General features: G+C 56.9%; 11 protein-coding genes. 8 read left to right on the top strand and 3 right to left on the bottom strand.

Features of this window, described 5'->3' with window-relative positions:
- Nucleotides 1–32: 32 nt before the first annotated feature.
- The 3 genes from bcsG to bcsE are packed head-to-tail and all read right to left on the bottom strand — an operon-like array spanning nt 33 to nt 3458.
- Nucleotides 33–1712 (bottom strand): cellulose biosynthesis protein BcsG, encoded by a 1680-nt coding sequence (gene bcsG / locus GVO84_RS21555; RefSeq protein WP_159515099.1) that lies wholly within the window; start codon nt 1710–1712, stop codon nt 33–35.
- Nucleotides 1705–1902 (bottom strand): cellulose biosynthesis protein BcsF, encoded by a 198-nt coding sequence (bcsF, locus tag GVO84_RS21550; protein WP_024908822.1) that lies wholly within the window; start codon nt 1900–1902, stop codon nt 1705–1707. Before bcsF ends, bcsG begins: the two co-directional genes overlap by 8 nt.
- Complete coding sequence (bcsE, locus tag GVO84_RS21545) at nt 1896–3458, bottom strand: cellulose biosynthesis c-di-GMP-binding protein BcsE (RefSeq protein ID WP_121426189.1); 1563 nt, start codon at nt 3456–3458, stop codon at nt 1896–1898. The genes bcsF and bcsE overlap by 7 nt, the downstream gene beginning before the upstream one ends.
- Before the next feature lie 174 nt (nt 3459–3632).
- Between bcsE and bcsR the strand changes: the two genes are divergently transcribed.
- The 8 genes from bcsR to GVO84_RS21505 all read left to right on the top strand — a co-directional run bounded on the left by bcsR (nt 3633) and on the right by GVO84_RS21505 (nt 17777).
- Nucleotides 3633–3821: a cellulose biosynthesis protein BcsR gene (gene bcsR, locus GVO84_RS21540; RefSeq protein WP_121426188.1), complete on the top strand. Its 189-nt coding sequence runs from the start codon at nt 3633–3635 to the stop codon at nt 3819–3821.
- 11 nt (nt 3822–3832) lie between these two features.
- A complete protein-coding gene (gene bcsQ, locus GVO84_RS21535; RefSeq protein WP_159515098.1) occupies nt 3833–4585 on the top strand; it encodes a cellulose biosynthesis protein BcsQ in 753 nt (250 codons plus the stop codon).
- On the top strand, nt 4582–7197 hold the full coding sequence (bcsA, locus tag GVO84_RS21530) for a UDP-forming cellulose synthase catalytic subunit (RefSeq protein WP_159515097.1): 2616 nt from the start codon (nt 4582–4584) through the stop codon (nt 7195–7197). Before bcsQ ends, bcsA begins: the two co-directional genes overlap by 4 nt.
- 10 nt (nt 7198–7207) lie before the next feature.
- Nucleotides 7208–9628: a cellulose biosynthesis cyclic di-GMP-binding regulatory protein BcsB gene (gene bcsB / locus GVO84_RS21525; RefSeq protein ID WP_159515096.1), complete on the top strand. Its 2421-nt coding sequence runs from the start codon at nt 7208–7210 to the stop codon at nt 9626–9628.
- A gap of 6 nt (nt 9629–9634) precedes the next feature.
- Entirely contained in the window at nt 9635–10741 is a 1107-nt protein-coding gene (bcsZ, locus tag GVO84_RS21520) for a cellulose synthase complex periplasmic endoglucanase BcsZ (protein ID WP_159515681.1), read from the top strand.
- The gene (gene bcsC, locus GVO84_RS21515; RefSeq protein WP_159515095.1) at nt 10723–14205 is read left to right on the top strand and encodes a cellulose synthase complex outer membrane protein BcsC; all 3483 of its coding nucleotides are present in this window, start codon (nt 10723–10725) and stop codon (nt 14203–14205) included. The genes bcsZ and bcsC overlap by 19 nt, the downstream gene beginning before the upstream one ends.
- 119 nt (nt 14206–14324) lie before the next feature.
- Nucleotides 14325–16331, top strand: coding sequence for a biofilm formation regulator HmsP (gene hmsP, locus GVO84_RS21510; protein ID WP_159515094.1), 2007 nt, complete (start codon nt 14325–14327; stop codon nt 16329–16331).
- Between the two features lie 159 nt (nt 16332–16490).
- A complete protein-coding gene (locus tag GVO84_RS21505; protein WP_023333768.1) occupies nt 16491–17777 on the top strand; it encodes a dicarboxylate/amino acid:cation symporter in 1287 nt (428 codons plus the stop codon).
- The last annotated feature ends 40 nt before the right edge of the window (nt 17778–17817 follow it).

The following is a 17817-nucleotide window of genomic DNA, read 5'->3' as shown; positions in this document are numbered from 1 at the left end:
CCCCGATGGGGAGAGGGTGAGGGGTAAATCAGTTACTGCGGATATGGTACCCAATCCCCGCCGTTCAGGCGAACGTACGGTTTGTTTTGATATTGAATGACAACCGCGTTGGCGTTCTCGGAGACTTCCGCCGTTTGCGGCAGTTTGCTGGTGAGCTGATCCCAGTTCACGCTATCTTCCACAAACAGCTTCCCGTCAACGGCGCGGGCAACCAGCTCAGAGATCGCCAGATAGCTGGTTGGCTGTGTAATCTCAATCGGTGCGCCCTGATGCGGTGCCTTCATACCAAAGAATTTAATGCCTGCAGGCACGTTGGTGATGGACGGGCTTGGGATATCACGCAGGCCTGACACCTGCATTCTGTCACCCTTCAGCGCACCACCGTGCTCAGGCACCACAACCACCATCACTTTACGGCCTGACTTTTCCAGCTCCGTGAAGAACGCGTCCAGCTCGTCGAAGAATTTCTGCGCACGCACTTTATAATCTGCCGTTTTGCTCACGCCCGGGAAATGGTTACCGTCGTGGAGAGGCAGGGTATTAAAGAACGTCGCGCTGCGTGGATTACTGTCTTTTTCGATGGTCTGCAGCCAGCGTTGCAGGACGGCGGTATCGTCATAAACGGGCGAACCGTCGAAGCCCAGCAGAGAGACAGGAAGACCGGTTTGATCCATCAGCGGTGCCTGCATGCCACCCTGTTCGCGCACCTCTTTCAGGAAGTTACCGAACTGGCCGTTATGCCCCAGCATCAGATGCTGCGTAAAGCCCAGTTTTGCGAGGTTATCGAACAGATAACACTGGTTGCCGGCGGGTTGATACAGGTTTTTATGCGATGTCTGACCGCAGCTTGCACGCAGAAGGCGGATCGCCGCCGGGCCGCTGTACGAGGTGGCAGAGTTGAAATCTTTAAACTGAATGTCGAAGTGTGACCACAGCGGATGAGACATCAAACCGGCGGCGTCCACGTCGGCCCAGGAGAGAGAGCAGATGTTAATCACCAGCAGTTCAAACGGCTGAGCATCCGCCGGCAGCGCATCCGGGAATTTAGTCTGTCGCTTGTCTTCCGCGGTATAGAAACTGGAGAGCCAGGCGTTCAGGTTGGTTGAGGTCGGCGGTGCGGTCTGGGTAGGGATATCACCCACCACAGGCGTATCGCCTGCCGTGGTGACGGTTGCCGCTGCGCTTCCCCCTGTGGTGGTCACCGTGGTGGTCGGTTGACCGGCAGGCCACAGCGAAAAGTTCGGCCCAGCCAGCGTCAGCACGTTAAGCCAGATCATAATCGCGACGACAAACACCGTTACGCGGATCCACTGTGACAGGAACAGCCAGGCAACCAGCAGCACAAATACCGCGCCAATCATCTGCCAGTTAATAAAGCGCTCGGTCAGATCGAGGACATAGCTGGCGCTAAAGCCCGCCACCTGCGACCCCTGGCTCATAATGCTGTCCGGCCCCGGTAGCCAGGTATCATGCCAGAACAGCGCAAAGCCGAGAGGGATAGCTACCCAGTGGCGTAAGCGATGCAGCCTGATATTCGGCAGCGGCATCAGCAGGAAGGCCATAAACACGAGGTTGAGAAGGGGATGGAAATTCAGATAGCCTGCCCACAGCAGACCAAACTTCACCAGAAAGTAGAAGTTCCAGCCGGAAAGGCCGCGCCAGTATTGCCAGAGCGGCGAGGGTGACGAAGCGGTATAGGTAGAATTAGTCATGTTTTCGGTCTGCCTTGACGTGTGATGCCCGTGTCAGTGTTCCGGCTGGTTTTACGTAGCGAGGTTTTATAAACAGCACTCTGGCCGTATCGCGGATACGGCGTATGGAATGGCGCGCATAGTAGCCAAGCGGGAAAAAGATCAGCGCACAGAATATAACCAGTTGAATGATATCGCTGATATTCATGATGATGCGTTCTCCGCGTTGTCTGTTAATAAGCGAAGGGGCTCCGGAATCCGACGCCAGACGTGTCCATCATGTCTGGCATTGAGGATCGGTTTGGCATCGCTCTTGATTGCGAGCGGTTTGGCCCATTGTTCTGGCTGGAGCGCACGCATCTGCACCAGCTCCGCGCTAATCGTATTATCTTCGAACCAAATCATACGGTTCGAGAAAATATCCCCGGTAGGCAGGGGGAAGATGTGGTTAAGCGCCGTATCGAGATCGTTGACCCGGCAGAAGGACAAAAACAGCACCAGGCGATTGTCGCCGATGGTCATGATGTCCCCTGTACGGTTCGGGCGACATAGGGTGAGAGCCTGTTCAACGCGAATACCCGGTACAGGACGCAGGGCGACCATAACCCCTTTTCCATCAGCAGGAAGAAGCGTGTTGCTCATCATGTTGCCGACGGCGTCGCAGAAGGTATCCCATTTTTGGTATCCACGCAGCTTCATCGGCTGCGTCATGGAGAGCAGCGTGGAAATATCTTCCGGCACATGGCGGCTAAACTGCTGGCCCTGAACGCTTTCGATAAGCGTCAGGCAGCGTGACAACGGCGCATTCCATGGAATAACCATATTGGCGCCGCAGCCCAGAAGCAGGCGCTCATCGGTGGCGCGCAGGCTGGTATTATTTTCGCGCACGATGATTTTCAACGCACTGCCGCGCTGGCGGCGTAAGGTGTGAATTTGCCTTGCCAGCGTCTCAATCTGGTTATTCTGCATCAGCGAGAAAATAAGGGTGGCCGCCTGGGTTGTGCGGGCTTCATGGAAAAGGGCTTCGTTAGATTCAAACAGTGACCAGTTTTCCGACAAGGCAGGTGCACCCTCTAAAACCGCGATATGGCTCAGGATGCGTTTTTCATCACTGCGCGGCTGCACCACGGTTTCTTCCTGCTGCGCCAGGTGCCACTCGCCCTCGATATGTTTCAGCGTAAGCTGTTGCCTGGCGCTCACGCCTTTTTCATTACACCAGAAGGCAATATCGTAGAGATAGCTGCCCGCCTGGTCACGAATGCTTGCCAGACCAAACAGGGAGCGATATTCGCCCATTAAAAGTGAAAACAGCTTGTCATTATTACTGCCGGGATTGACTATCAATAGCGTGCAATTTTGAAATTTTGCCCATTTATTGATTTTTTCCAGCCACGGCAGCAGTTTTTCAGCAGGCATATTTTGCAGGACGTTATTTGCACATTTCAGAATCACTAAATAGTGATCCGGATCAATAGAGCACTGAACGTCGCGGGACAAAAAGTATAGACTATCGGCTTCCGAAGTCATGGAAAATAATCGCACCGTCTGGGGGCCGCGACCACTTTCAAGCGTGATAATTTTCTTCGGATCTTCGCCCATGCTAATGACGGCCACGCGGGAATCCTTATCCTGAGCAGCAATTGTCTGGTTTACCAGACTGATAGCATCTTCATTACGGTCCGTATTAATCCACCAGACTCCTCCGACTGGCATGTGGCTCAATTCGTCCCATAATGACTGGATGCCAATAGAAAATATGGAGTCCACGGTGTCCCTCTTTTCGTCTAATTTATCTGTATCTCAGTTTACTAGCGAAAGCGTAGAAATAAACCTAACATTGAAATTAAAGAACATCAGATTTAGCATGTAAATGAAATTTCATAGGGCAGGACGCCTCGCTACTTCTGATCTGGCGATTCTACGCAAAGGGATGGAAAAAGAATGGATAATAACGAACCCGGAACCCCAGTCGATTCGACCCTGGGTTACACATTCCAAAACGATTTTCTGGCGCTGACGCAGGCCTTTTCTTTACCTGAAATAGATTACACCGATATTTCCCAGCGGGAACAGTTGGCCGCGGCTATTAAACGCTGGCCGTTATTAGCTGAATTCGCCAATCAACAATAAGGGAGCCATTGATGGCCATACTCGGATTACAGGGTGTCCGTGGCGGTGTGGGTACCACATCTGTTACCGCGGCGCTGGCGTGGTCATTACAGCTTTTAGGTGAATCGGTGCTGGTTATTGACGCCTGCGCCGATAATTTGTTGCGTATGTCGTTTAACGTCGACTTTACTCGCGAAGAGGGCTGGGCCCGCGCGCTGCTTGATGATAAAGACTGGCAGGATGCAGGGATGCGCTATACCTCCCAGCTCGATCTGCTGCCGTTTGGGCAACTGACTACCACGGAGCGCGAGAATGAAGCCGCGTATCAGCGCCTGTTTTCGCAGTTTACGCTTGCGCTGCAGACCCTGAAAGAAAAGGGGCATTACAAGTGGATCCTGCTGGATCTGCCGCACGGCGCCGGCACGCTGACCCGACAGCTTATCGCCCAGTGCGATCATGTGCTCTCGATCGTCAACGTCGATGCGAACTGTCATATCCGCCTGCATCAGCAGGGGCTACCTCAAAATGGCCATATCCTGATTAACGATTTGCGCATTGGCAGCCAGATCCAGGACGATCTGTATCAGGTCTGGCTGCAAAGCCAGCGCCGTCTGCTTCCCATTGTCATCCATCGTGATGAGGGGATGGCGGAATGCCTTGCGTCTAAGCAACCGCTCGGCGAATACCGCAGCGATTCACTGGCGGCAGAAGAGATCCTGACGCTGGCTAACTGGTGTCTGCTGAACTTCGCCAACAGCGCGGAGCATGCAGGGAGTTCTGTATGAGTCGTCTCGCCAGCTGGTTACTCATCCCGCCGGTCAGTTCGCGTTTGAGCGAACGCTATCGGCATTTCCGCCGGCACGGTGCTTCGGCATTTAGCGCCGCGCTCGGCTGCTTCTGGATGATTCTGGCCTGGATGTTTATTCCACTCGAACACCCGCGCTGGCAGCGCATACGTGCCCGGCACAGTGAGCTTTATCCGCACATTAATCCCGACCGGCCGCGTCCTTTGGATCCGGCGCGTTATCTCATTCAGGCCATCTGGCTGGTGGTCACGTCATCCCGCTCAGAGAAAATAACGCCGCACTGGCGCAGTTTTTCCCGCGTGCAGCAGTTACGTGAACGCTACCACCAGTGGCTGGACAGACTGCCCAACAGCGTAAGCGATAAGACCAGCCATCTGGATAACCATAAAGAGCTCGGGCATCTCCACCCGGGCTTGCGGCGTTTTATTCTCGGCCTGATCGTGGTGTTCTCGCTCATTCTGGCGCTGGTCTGTATTACGCAACCTTTCAACCCTCTGGCGCAGTTTACCTTCCTGATCCTGCTGTGGGGCGTGGCGCTGCTGGTCCGCCGTATTCCGGGCCGCTTCTCGGCGCTGATGTTGATTGTGCTGTCGTTGACCGTCTCCTGTCGCTACATCTGGTGGCGTTATACCTCAACCCTGAACTGGGACGATCCGGTCAGCCTGGTGTGCGGCCTGGTGCTGTTATTTGCCGAAACCTACGCCTGGATCGTGCTGGTGCTGGGCTATTTCCAGGTCATTTGGCCGCTCAACCGCCAGCCGGTTCCGCTGCCTAAAGACACCGCGCAGTGGCCGTCTGTTGATCTCTTTGTACCGACCTACAACGAAGATCTGAGCGTGGTGAAAAACACCATTTATGCCGCGCTGGGCATCGACTGGCCGAAAGACAAGCTCAAGGTCTGGATCCTGGACGACGGCAACCGCCCGGCGTTCCGCCAGTTCGCAGAGGAGGTTGGCGTCGAGTACATCGCCCGTCCGACTCACGAACATGCGAAAGCCGGGAACATCAACAACGCGTTGAAGTATGCCTCCGGGGAGTTTGTCTCGATCTTTGACTGTGACCACGTGCCGACGCGCTCGTTCCTGCAGATGACCATGGGCTGGTTCCTGAAGGAGAAAGAGCTGGCGATGATGCAGACGCCGCACCACTTCTTCTCGCCGGATCCGTTTGAACGTAACCTTGGCCGTTTCCGTAAAACCCCAAACGAAGGCACGCTGTTCTATGGCCTGGTGCAGGACGGAAACGACATGTGGGATGCCACCTTCTTCTGCGGCTCCTGTGCGGTTATCCGCCGTAAGCCGCTGGATGAAATTGGCGGTATCGCCGTCGAAACGGTGACTGAAGATGCGCACACCTCTCTGCGCCTGCACCGTCGTGGCTATACCTCAGCCTATATGCGAATTCCGCAGGCTGCCGGTCTGGCAACGGAGTCACTGTCGGCGCACATTGGTCAGCGTATTCGCTGGGCACGCGGGATGGTACAGATTTTCCGTCTCGATAACCCACTGATAGGGAAAGGGCTCAAGCTGGCGCAACGTCTCTGCTACGTCAACGCCATGTTCCACTTCTTATCCGGTATCCCGCGGCTAATCTTCCTGACCGCGCCGCTGGCGTTCCTGCTCCTTCACGCTTATATCATTTACGCCCCGGCGCTGATGATTGCGCTGTTTGTTCTGCCGCACATGATCCACGCGAGCCTGACGAACTCGAAGATACAGGGTAAATACCGCCATTCCTTCTGGAGTGAAATCTACGAAACGGTGCTGGCCTGGTACATTGCACCGCCGACGATGGTGGCGCTGATTAACCCGCATAAAGGGAAATTCAACGTCACCGCGAAGGGCGGCCTGGTGGAAGAAGAGTACGTCGACTGGGTGATCTCCCGTCCGTACATCTTCCTGGTATTGCTGAATATCGTTGGCGTCATCGCCGGTATCTGGCGTTACTTCTACGGCCCGGAAAACGAAATCCTGACCGTCTTCGTCAGTATGGCCTGGGTCTTCTACAACCTGATTATCCTCGGCGGTGCGGTAGCGGTGTCGGTGGAGAGCAAACAGGTTCGTCGTGCGCATCGCGTTGAAATCTGCATGCCTGCGGCGATCGCCCGTGAAGATGGCCACCTCTTCTCCTGTACCGTGCACGACTTCTCTGACGGTGGTCTGGGGATCAAAATCAACGGCCAGGCGAAGGTGCTGGAAGGGCAAAAAGTTAACCTGCTGCTTAAGCGCGGTCAGCAGGAGTATGTCTTCCCGACGCAGGTGGTTCGCGTGGCGGGCAATGAAGTCGGTCTGCAGCTGATGCCGTTGACCAAAAAGCAACATATCGATTTTGTGCAGTGTACGTTTGCCCGCGCGGATACGTGGGCTCTCTGGCAGGACAGCTTCCCGGAAGATAAACCACTGGAAAGCCTGCTGGATATTCTGAAGCTGGGGTTCCGTGGCTATCGTCACCTTGCAGAATTTGCCCCGTCGTCGGTGAAATTAATATTCCGGTCACTTACTTCGCTGGTTTCCTGGGTCGTGTCGTTCATTCCTCGTCGTCCTGAGCGGGATGAGGCGAAGCAGGCGGACCCGGTTATGGCTCAACAATGATGATAACGCGATGAAAACAAAACTTTCCTGGTTATGTGCAGTGGCAATGGGGATGAATGTTATCCCCGCAACAATGGCTAACGCAGCTCCTGGTAACGCAGCGGCAACGCCTGCGCCAACGGTACCTGTCGTCGCGCAGGCAACCGATCCGGTTGTCACCGCGGCACCTGGTCAAACAGAAAATATCATGCCAAACCAGCCAACGGAGGGGAACACCCTGCCGGCAGACGGCCAGGTCATCGGGCAGGTGATGCCGGGCGTCCGGGGGGCGAACGCGCCCGTCGTCGCGGACAATGCGCCGTCACGGGACGTGAAGCTGACCTTCGCGCAAATCGCACCGCCTCCGGGCAGTATGGTGCTGCGCGGCATCAACCCTAACGGCGGCATTGAGTTTGGCATGCGCAGCGATGAGGTCGTCTCTAATGCGGTGCTGAACCTTGAATACACCCCATCGCCGTCTCTGCTGCCGACACAGTCTCAGCTGAAGGTCTACCTGAATGATGAGCTGATGGACGTTCTGCCGGTCACGAAAGAGCAGCTGGGCAAGAAAACCCAGGCTCAGGTGCCGATCAACCCCCTGTTCATCACCGACTTTAACCGTATCCGCCTGGAGTTTGTCGGTCACTACCGCGATGTCTGCGAAAACCCGGCCAGCAACACGCTGTGGATGGACGTCGGGCGTAACTCCTCGCTGCAGATGACCTACCAGTCGCTGGCGCTGAAAAACGATCTCTCGGCCTTCCCGGTTCCGTTCTTTGATCCGCGTGATAACCGTCCGCTCACGCTGCCGATGGTCTTTGCATCGTCCCCGGACGTGACCGAGCAGCTGGCGGCCACCATTGTGGCGTCCTGGTTTGGTTCACGTGCCGGCTGGCGTGGTCAGAGCTTCCCGGCGATGTATGACAAACTGCCGGACCGAAATGCCATTGTGTTTGCAACCAACGCGAAACGCCCGGCCTTCCTGCGCGATCATCCGGACGTCAAAGCACCGACCGTTGAGATGATAAGCCATCCGGAAAACCCGTACGTGAAGCTGCTGGTGGTGTTTGGCCGCGACGATAAAGATCTGGTGCAGGCAGCAAAAGCCATTGCCCAGGGCAATGTCCTTTTCCGCGGTAACAGCGTGGTGGTGGATGAGGTCAAACCGCTGCTGGCGCGTAAACCTTATGATGCGCCAAACTGGGTGCGTACCGACCGTGCGGTGACATTTGGCGAGCTGAAAACCTATGAAGAACAGCTGCAGGCGACGGGTCTCGAGCCTGCTCCGATTAGCCTGTCACTGAATCTGCCGCCGGATCTGTACCTGCTGCGTACCAACGGCATTGATATCAATCTGAACTACCGCTATACCGCGCCAGCGACCAAAGACAGCTCGCGCATGGATATCAGCCTGAACAACCAGTTCCTGCAATCGTTCAGCCTGCAAAGCACGCAGGATACTAACCGCCTGATGCTTCGCCTGCCGGTGTTGCAGGGGCTGCTGGACGGTAAAACGGATGTCTCCATCCCGGCACTGAAGCTGGGTGCGATAAACCAGCTGCGCTTTGACTTCCAGTACATGAACCCGATGCCTGGCGGCTCGGCGGAAAACTGCATTACCTTCCAGCCCGTACAGAACCACGTTGTGATTGGCGACGAGTCGACTATCGACTTCTCGAAGTACTATCACTTCCTGGCGATGCCGGATCTGCGCGCCTTTGCTAACGCGGGCTTCCCGTTCAGCCGCATGGCCGATCTTTCTGACTCCATTGTGGTAATGCCAAAAGCGCCAAGCGAAGGGCAGGTCACGACCCTGCTGGACACCATGGCGACCGTTGGGGGACAGACGGGATTACCGGCGATTAACGTCACGTTGACGGACGATGGCAGCCAGATTCAGAACAAAGACGCCGACATCATGGTGATCGGTACCATTCCGGATAAGCTGAAGGATGACAAACGTATCGATCTGCTGGTGAAAGCGGCCCAGTCCTGGGTTAACACGCCGCTGCGCCAGACCGAGTTCCCGAGCATTATGCCGGATGCGAACGATCGTCAGGCCAGCGCGCAGACGACGGTCACGTCTCAGGGGGCAATGGCCGCGGTGGTAGGCTTCCAGTCACCATACAACGACCAGCGCAGCGTGGTGGCTCTCCTGGCGGACAGCCCGCGCGGGTATGAACTGCTCAATACGGCCATGAACGACAGCGGTAAACGTGCCGCGATGTTTGGCTCCGTGTCGGTGATCCGTGAGTCCGGCGTCAATAGCCTGCGCGTGGGCGATGTGTACTACGTGGGTCATCTGCCGTGGTTTGAACGCCTGTGGTATGCGATGGCTAACCATCCGGTTCTGCTCGCCATCCTGGCGGCGGTCAGCGTGGTCTTGCTGGCGTGGGTGCTGTGGCGTCTGCTGCGTATCATCAGCCGTCGTCGCCTGAACCCGGATGAGTAAGATGTGATGAAAGCCTTTCGCTGGTGTGCATTAGCAGCGTTGATGCTGGCGGCGCTTCCTCTTCGCGCCGCCTGCACCTGGCCTGCCTGGGAGCAGTTTAAAAAGGATTACATCAGCGAGGGCGGGCGTGTCGTTGATCCCAGCGACACGCGCAAAATTACGACGTCGGAAGGGCAAAGCTACGCCTTGTTCTTTGCCCTGGCGGCGAACGATCGCACCGCGTTTGACCAGCTGCTGACCTGGACGCGCGATAATCTTGCCAGCGGCAATCTCAACGACCACCTGCCTGCCTGGCTATGGGGTCAGAAAGATAAAGAGACGTGGGCGGTGATTGATACTAACTCCGCCTCTGACGCCGATGTCTGGATCGCCTGGTCACTGCTCGAAGCGGGTCGGTTGTGGAAACATCCGGACTATACCCGCACGGGTAAGGCGCTGCTGAAACGCATTGCCAGCGAGGAAGTGGTGAAAGTGCCGGGGCTCGGCGCAATGCTGCTTCCCGGTAAAGTCGGTTTTGCCGATGAACACGTCTGGCGCTTTAACCCCAGTTATCTTCCTCCGCAGTTAGCGAGCTATTTCACGCGTTTGGGCACCCCGTGGACCCAGCTTCGTGAAACTAATTTGCGCCTGCTGCTGGAGAGCGCGCCGAAAGGTTTTTCGCCGGACTGGGTGCAGTATCAGAAAAACAGAGGCTGGCGGTTACAGCAGGATAAGTCGCTGGTGGGCGGCTACGACGCCATCCGCGTTTATCTCTGGGTGGGCATGATGAGTGATAAAGATCCTCAGAAAGCCCGGCTGCTGACGCGCTTCCAGCCGATGGCGGCAAAGACAATGAAACGGGGTGTGCCGCCGGAGAAAGTGGATGTGGCGACGGGTAAACGCACCGGGAATGGCCCGGTCGGGTTCTCTGCCGCCATGCTGCCGTTTTTACAACAACGTGATGCCCAGGCGGTTCAGCGCCAGCGCGTTGCGGACCATTTTCCCGATAACAATGCCTATTACAGCTACGTGCTGACTCTCTTTGGGCAAGGATGGGATCAGCATCGTTTTCGCTTCACCGCAAAAGGTGAATTAATACCGGATTGGGGCCAGGAATGCGCAAGTTCACAGTAAATCTACTCACTTTATCGCTTGGCCTGGCGCTTATGCCGTGGGCACAGGCCGCCAACTCACCGCAGCAGAAACAGCTGCTGGAGCAGGTTCGGCTGGGCGAATCGACACAGCGTGAGGATTTGGTTCGTCAGTCGCTCTATCGTCTTGAGCTGATTGACCCAAACAACCCTGACGTCATTGCCGCACGCTTTCGCTACCTGCTGCGCCAGGGCGATAACGCTGGCGCACAAAAAGAGCTGGATCGTCTGAAAGGGATCGCGCCGGGCTCAAGTGCATACCAGTCATCTCGCAACACGATGCTGCTTTCCACGCCGGATGGCCGCCAGCAGCTCCAGCAGGCGCGACTGCTCGCCACTACGGGACACACCCAGGAGGCGATTGCCGCCTATGACAAGCTGTTTGACGGCAACCCGCCGGGCGGCGACGTGGCGACGGAATACTGGAACGTCGTGGCGAAAGACCCCGCTCGCCGGAATGCAGCCATTAACCAGCTCAAGAAAATAAACAGCAGCAGCCCCGGAAATACGCAGCTGCAGGCGACGCTGTCCCAGCTTTTATTCCAGAGCGGACGCCGTGATGAAGGCTTTGCGGTGTTGCAGGAGATGGCCAAATCTACCAATGGCCGTAGCCAGGCGTCTGATATGTGGTATGACCAAATCAAAGGCCAGCCTGCCAGCAGCGCCAGCGTCAGCGCGCTGCAAAAATACCTGAGCGTATTCAGCGATGGTGATAGTGTCGCGGCGGCGCGTGCCCAGCTTGAAGCGCAGCAAAAACAGCTCGCTGACCCGGCGTTCCGTGCGAAAGCGGAAGGGCTGGCGGCGGTGGATGCCGGGCAGGGAAGTAAGGCGGTGGCTGAGCTGCAGAAAGCCGTCAGCGCCAACCATGCCGACAGTGAAGCGGTGGGCGCCCTCGGCCAGGCCTATTCCCAGAAAGGCGACCGCGCACGCGCGGTGGCGCAGTTTGAAAAGGCGATTGCCCTCGATCCCCAGAGCGATAACCGGGGTAAATGGGACAGTTTGCTCAAGGTTAACCGCTACTGGCTACTGATCCAGCAGGGCGATGCGGCGCTGAAGGCGAATAACCCGGCGCAGGCGGAGCGTTACTATCAGCAGGCTCGCGGTATCGACAATACCGACAGTTATGCCGTGCTGGGGCTGGGCGATGCCGCCGCGGCGCGTAAAGATAACGACGCGGCGGAGCGTTATTATCGCCAGGCGCTGCGTATGGACAGCGGCAACAGCAATGCGGTCCGCGGCCTGGCTAATATCTACCGCGCGCAGTCCCCCGAGAAGGCTTCGCAGTTTATCCAGTCTCTCTCCGCCAGCCAGCGCCGGAGCATCGATGATATTGAACGCAGCCTGACCAACGAGCAGCTCTCCGCTCAGGCAGAACAGCTGGAAAATCAGGGGAAATACGCTCAGGCGGCAGAGATTCAGCGTCGTCGTCTGGCGCTCTCTCCGGGCGACGTGTGGATCACCTATCGTCTCTCGCGCGATCTCTACAGCGCGGGTCAGCGCAGCCAGGCGGATACCCTGATGCGTCAGCTTGCCAGCCAGAAACCGTCCGACCCGGATCAGGTATACGCCAGCGCGCTCTATCTTTCCGGCAACGATCAGGACCGCGCCGCGCTGGCGCATCTGGACACGCTGCCGCGCAGCCAGTGGAACGGCAATATTCAGGAGCTTGCCGACCGCCTGCAAAGCAACCAGGTGCTGGAAACCGCTAACCGTCTGCGCGACAGCGGCAAAGAGCAGGAGGCGGAAAACCTTCTGCGCCAGCAGCCAACCTCCACCCGCATCGACCTGACGCTGGCGGACTGGGCGCAGCAGCGTGGCGATCTGGCGTCGGCGAAAACGACGTACAACGGCGTTCTGCAGCGTGAGCCGCAGAACGAAGACGCGATCCTCGGCCTGACCGAGATTTATAGTGCGCAGGGTAACAAAGATGCCGCGCGTGCAGAGCTGGCGAAACTGCCCGCCGCGCAAAACGGCCAGCCGCTGTCGCTCAACATGCAGCGCCGGATCGCGATGGCGCAGGCGGGCCTGGGCGATTCCGCTGCCGCAGAACAGACCTTCAACAAAATCATTCCGCAGGCTAAATCGCAGCCCGGCTCCATGGAAAACGCGCTGGTGCTGCGTGATGCCGCGCGTTTCCAGGCGCAAAACGGGCAGCCTCAGCAGGCGCTGGAAACCTATAAAGATGCGATGGTGTCGTCCGGCGTCACGACGACCCGTCCGGCCGACAACGACAGCTTCACCCGTCTGACGCGTAACGATGAAAAGGACGACTGGCTGAAGCGCGGCGTGCGCAGTGATGCCGGTGACTTGTACCGTCAGCAGGATGTTAACGTCACGCTGCAGCACGACTACTGGGGCTCCAGCGGCACGGGCGGCTATTCCGACCTGAAAGCGCATACCACCATGCTGCAGGTGGATGCTCCGCTCTCTGACGGACGCATGTTCTTCAGAAGCGATCTGGTCAACATGGACGCCGGTTCATTTGATAACAATAACGGGACTTACGATCCTAAATGGGGGACCTGCTACGAAACACCGTGTAGCGGCAATACCCATCAGTCCGACAATGGCGCAAGCGTTGCCGTCGGCTGGCAGAATAAAACCTGGGCGATGGATATTGGCACCACGCCAATGGGCTTTGACGTCGTCGACGTGGTGGGCGGCATCAGCTACAGCAGCGATCTGGGCCCCATCGGCTATACCGTTAACGCCCATCGCCGCCCAATCTCCAGCTCTCTGCTGGCCTTTGCCGGGCAAAAAGATACCAACACCGGCACCACCTGGGGCGGTGTACGTGCCACCGGTGGTGGCGTGAGCGTGAGCTATGACAAAGGGGAGGCGAACGGCGTCTGGTCCAGCCTCAACGCGGAAACGCTGACGGGTAAAAATGTGGAAGATAACTGGCGCGTCCGCTGGATGACGGGTTACTACTACAAGCTCATTAATAAAAACAATGAGCGCCTGACGGTCGGCGTCTCCAATATGCTCTGGCACTACGACAAAGACCTGAGCGGTTATACCCTGGGTCAGGGCGGCTACTACAGCCCGCAGGAGTATGTCTCCTTCGCACTGCCGGTGACCTGGCGTAAACGCACGGAGAACTGGTCCTGGGAGCTGGGTGGCTCGGTGTCCTGGTCTCACTCCAAAACCAAAGACGAGTTGCGCTACCCGATTCAGAATCTGATCCCGACCGATGAGCCAGACCGCTATACCGACCGGGGCGCGATGGAAACCGGCAGCAGCAGCTCAGGCACGGGTTATACCGCGCGGGCCATTATCGAACGCCGCGTCACGTCCAACTGGTTTGTGGGCATGGGCGTGGATATCCAGCAAGCGAAAGACTATACCCCAAGCCACGCGCTGATCTATGTGCGCTACTCTGCCGCAGGCTGGCAGGGCGATATGGACTTACCGCCGCAGCCGCTCATCCCGTACGCGGACTGGTAATCGGATTTTCCTTAATCCATTTGTAAGTCTCTCTTAATAGCGCGGCAATCGGGTATACTCAGGCGCGCCAGGTTTACACCCTGGCGCGCCCTGCGCTTCGAGTTTTGTGGAGAGTCATTTTGCGTGTCAGCCGTTCCTTAACAATCAAACAGATGGCGATGGTCTCTGCCGTCACCATGCTGTTTGTACTGCTCTTCTGCGTAATTTTGCTGTTTCATTCCGTACAGCAGAATCGCTATAACACGGCTTCGCAGTTAGAAAGTATCGCCCGCTCGGTGCGCGGCCCGCTCTCCGCCTCTATCCTGAAAGGGGATATTCCCGAAGCGGAAACCATTTTAAAACGCATTCAGCCTGCCGGCGTCGTTAGCCGCGCCGACGTCGTCTTGCCCAACCAGTTTCAGGCGCTGCGGATGAGCTTTATTCCGGAGCGTCCCGTCCCGATGATGGTGATGCGCCTGTTTGAACTGCCGGTGCAAATTTCGCTGCCCGTTTATTCACTCGAACGCCCTGCCAACCCGCAGCCGCTGGCCTACCTGGTATTACAGGCGGACTCCTACCGCATGTATAAATTCGTCATGAGCTGGGTGGTTACGTTAGTGACCACTTGCTTACTTATGACGCTGATCCTCAGCGTGGCGCTCACCTGGTGCATTAACCGGCTGATTGTTCATCCGCTGCGCCGCATCGCCCGCGAGCTGAATACGCTTGCGCCGCAGGATCAGATGGGGCATCAGCTTGAGCTGCCGCGTCTGCATCATGACGATGAGATAGGTATGCTGGTGCGCAGCTACAACCTCAACCAGCAGCGCATCCAGCGTCAGCAGGATGAGCTAAACAGCAGCGCCACGCGCTTCCCGGTGTCGGAGCTTCCCAATAAAGCCTTCCTGATGGCGATGCTGGAGCAGACCGTTGCCCGTCAGCAAACCACGGCGCTAATGGTAATCGCCTGTGAAACCCTGCAGGACACGGCTGGCGTGCTTCAGGAGAGCCAGCGAGAAATGCTGCTGCTGACCCTGGTGGAAAAAGTGAAGTCTGTCCTTGCCCCGCGCATGGTGCTGACCCAGGTCAGCGGTTACGACCTGGTGGTGATTGCCAATGGCGTAAAAGAGCCCTGGCATGCGATCACATTAGGTCAGCAAGTACTCACTGTCATTAATGAGCGGTTGCCCATTCAGGGTATCCAGCTTCGCCCGAGCGCCAGCATCGGTATCGCCATGTACTATGGTGATTTAACGGCGGAACAGCTTTATCGTCGCGCGTTCTCGGCGGCGTTTACCGCCCGGCGCAAAGGGAAAAACCAGATCCAGTTCTTCGACCCGGAGCAGATGGAAAAGGCGCAGCAGCGCCTGACGGAAGAAAGCGACATCCTGACCGCGCTGGATAACCGCCAGTTTGCCCTCTGGCTACAGCCGCAGGTGAATTTGCTGACGGGAGAAGTGAAAAGCGCCGAGGCGCTGCTGCGCGTGCAGCAGCCAGATGGTTCATGGGAGCTGCCGGAAGGGCTGATTGAGCGCATTGAGTCCTGCGGCCTGATGGTTACCGTCGGCTACTGGGTGCTGGAGGAGTCCTGCCGTCAGCTTGCGGCCTGGCAGGAACGCGGCGTGACGCTGCCGCTGTCGGTCAATTTGTCTGCCCTGCAGCTTATGCATCCGACCATGGTTTCAGAGATGCTGGAGCTGACCCATCGTTACCGCATCAAGCCTGATACGTTAACCCTGGAAGTGACTGAGAGCCGCCGCATTGACGATCCCAACGAGGCGGTCGCAATTCTGAAGCCGCTGCGTAATGCCGGGATTCGCATTGCGCTGGACGATTTTGGCATGGGATACGCCGGGCTGCGCCAGCTTCAGCACATGAAAACCCTTCCGGTGGATGTGCTCAAAATTGACAAAGCGTTTGTCGACGGTCTGCCGGGCGACAGCAGCATGGTGCAGGCGATTATCCAGATGGCGCGCAGCCTCAACCTCGATCTTATTGCCGAAGGGATTGAAACTGAAGCGCAACGCACCTGGCTGGCCGAGGCGGGCGTGGAGAGCGGACAAGGCTTCCTTTTTGCCCCTGCTGTTCCTTCGGATGTCTTTGAACAACGATACCTTTCTGGCGCTGACAACCACGCAAAAGTGTAATTTTGTTGCTGGCTTGTGCGAGCCAGCTCAAAGTTCTTAACATTTGTGTTTCAAATTTGAACTGAGTTTATTTCTGTCCTGTTATGTGGGTGTTATTTTAAAGCCGCAGGTTAACCATAACCTTACAAAACCTGTGGTTTTTCTTCCCAAGGACACCTTATGAAAACCTCACTCTTCAAAAGTCTTTATTTCCAGGTCCTGACAGCCATCGCCATCGGTATTCTGCTGGGTCACTATTACCCTGAACTGGGCGCGCAAATGAAACCGCTTGGCGACGCGTTCGTTAAGCTCATCAAAATGGTCATCGCTCCGGTGATCTTCTGTACCGTCGTGACGGGCATCGCTGGCATGGAAAGCATGAAGGCGGTAGGTCGTACCGGTGCAGTGGCGCTTCTCTATTTTGAAGTGGTCAGTACCCTTGCGCTGATTATTGGTCTGATCATCGTCAACGTGGTGCAGCCTGGCGCGGGGATGAACGTAGACCCGTCGACGCTTGATGCCAAAGCGGTCGCGGTGTATGCCGAGCAGGCGAAGGATCAGGGCGTGGTGGCCTTCCTGCTGGACGTGATTCCGGGCAGCGTCATTGGCGCGTTCGCCAGCGGAAACATCCTGCAGGTTCTGCTGTTCGCCGTGTTGTTTGGCTTTGCCCTGCACCGTCTGGGCAGCAAAGGCCAGCTTATCTTTAATGTGATCGAAAGCTTCTCGCAGGTCATCTTCGGCATCATCAATATGATCATGCGCCTGGCGCCAATCGGTGCTTTCGGTGCGATGGCCTTTACTATCGGTAAGTATGGCGTCGGTACGCTGGTGCAGCTGGGTCAGCTGATTATCTGCTTCTATATCACTTGTATCCTTTTCGTGGTCGTGGTGCTGGGGTCCATCGCCCGTGCGACAGGTTTCAACATCTTCAAATTCATCCGTTACATCCGCGAAGAGCTGCTGATTGTTCTGGGGACCTCCTCTTCAGAATCGGCGCTGCCGCGCATGCTCGACAAGATGGAAAAGCTGGGGTGCCGTAAATCGGTGGTCGGGCTGGTGATCCCGACGGGCTACTCCTTTAACCTGGACGGCACCTCGATATACCTGACGATGGCTGCCGTGTTCATCGCTCAGGCGACCAACAGCCATATGGATATTTTCCATCAGATTACCCTGCTGGTGGTGCTCCTGCTCTCCTCTAAAGGCGCGGCAGGCGTGACGGGCAGCGGATTTATCGTGCTGGCTGCCACCATCTCCGCGGTGGGTCACCTGCCGGTGGCGGGTCTGGCGTTGATTCTGGGTATCGACCGCTTCATGTCAGAGGCGCGTGCGTTAACCAACCTGGTGGGTAACGGCGTGGCAACGGTGGTGGTGGCGAAATGGGTGAAAGAGCTGGATCACAAAAAGCTCGACGATACTCTGAATAACCGCTCAACTGACAGCAAAAATCCTGGCTTATCCTCTTAATCTTGTCACAAATGCCCGTATTCCCTTGTCGGGATGCGGG

The organism is Enterobacter sp. SM3 (genome assembly GCF_009811935.2).
In the GTDB taxonomy this organism is placed as follows: Bacteria; Pseudomonadota; Gammaproteobacteria; order Enterobacterales; family Enterobacteriaceae; genus Enterobacter; species Enterobacter asburiae_D.
This window is presented reverse-complemented; position numbering and strand designations above follow the sequence as displayed.

Bases quoted from the DNA above. Each gene is read 5' to 3' on its own strand.
- bcsG (WP_159515099.1), bottom strand. From the start codon at position 1,712: ATGACTAATTCTACCTATACCGCTTCGTCACCCTCGCCGCTCTGGCAA.
- bcsR (WP_121426188.1), top strand. From the start codon at position 3,633: ATGGATAATAACGAACCCGGAACCCCAGTCGATTCGACCCTGGGTTAC.
- bcsQ (WP_159515098.1), top strand. From the start codon at position 3,833: ATGGCCATACTCGGATTACAGGGTGTCCGTGGCGGTGTGGGTACCACA.
- bcsA (WP_159515097.1), top strand. From the start codon at position 4,582: ATGAGTCGTCTCGCCAGCTGGTTACTCATCCCGCCGGTCAGTTCGCGT.
- bcsB (WP_159515096.1), top strand. From the start codon at position 7,208: ATGAAAACAAAACTTTCCTGGTTATGTGCAGTGGCAATGGGGATGAAT.
- bcsZ (WP_159515681.1), top strand. From the start codon at position 9,635: ATGAAAGCCTTTCGCTGGTGTGCATTAGCAGCGTTGATGCTGGCGGCG.
- bcsC (WP_159515095.1), top strand. From the start codon at position 10,723: ATGCGCAAGTTCACAGTAAATCTACTCACTTTATCGCTTGGCCTGGCG.
- GVO84_RS21505 (WP_023333768.1), top strand. From the start codon at position 16,491: ATGAAAACCTCACTCTTCAAAAGTCTTTATTTCCAGGTCCTGACAGCC.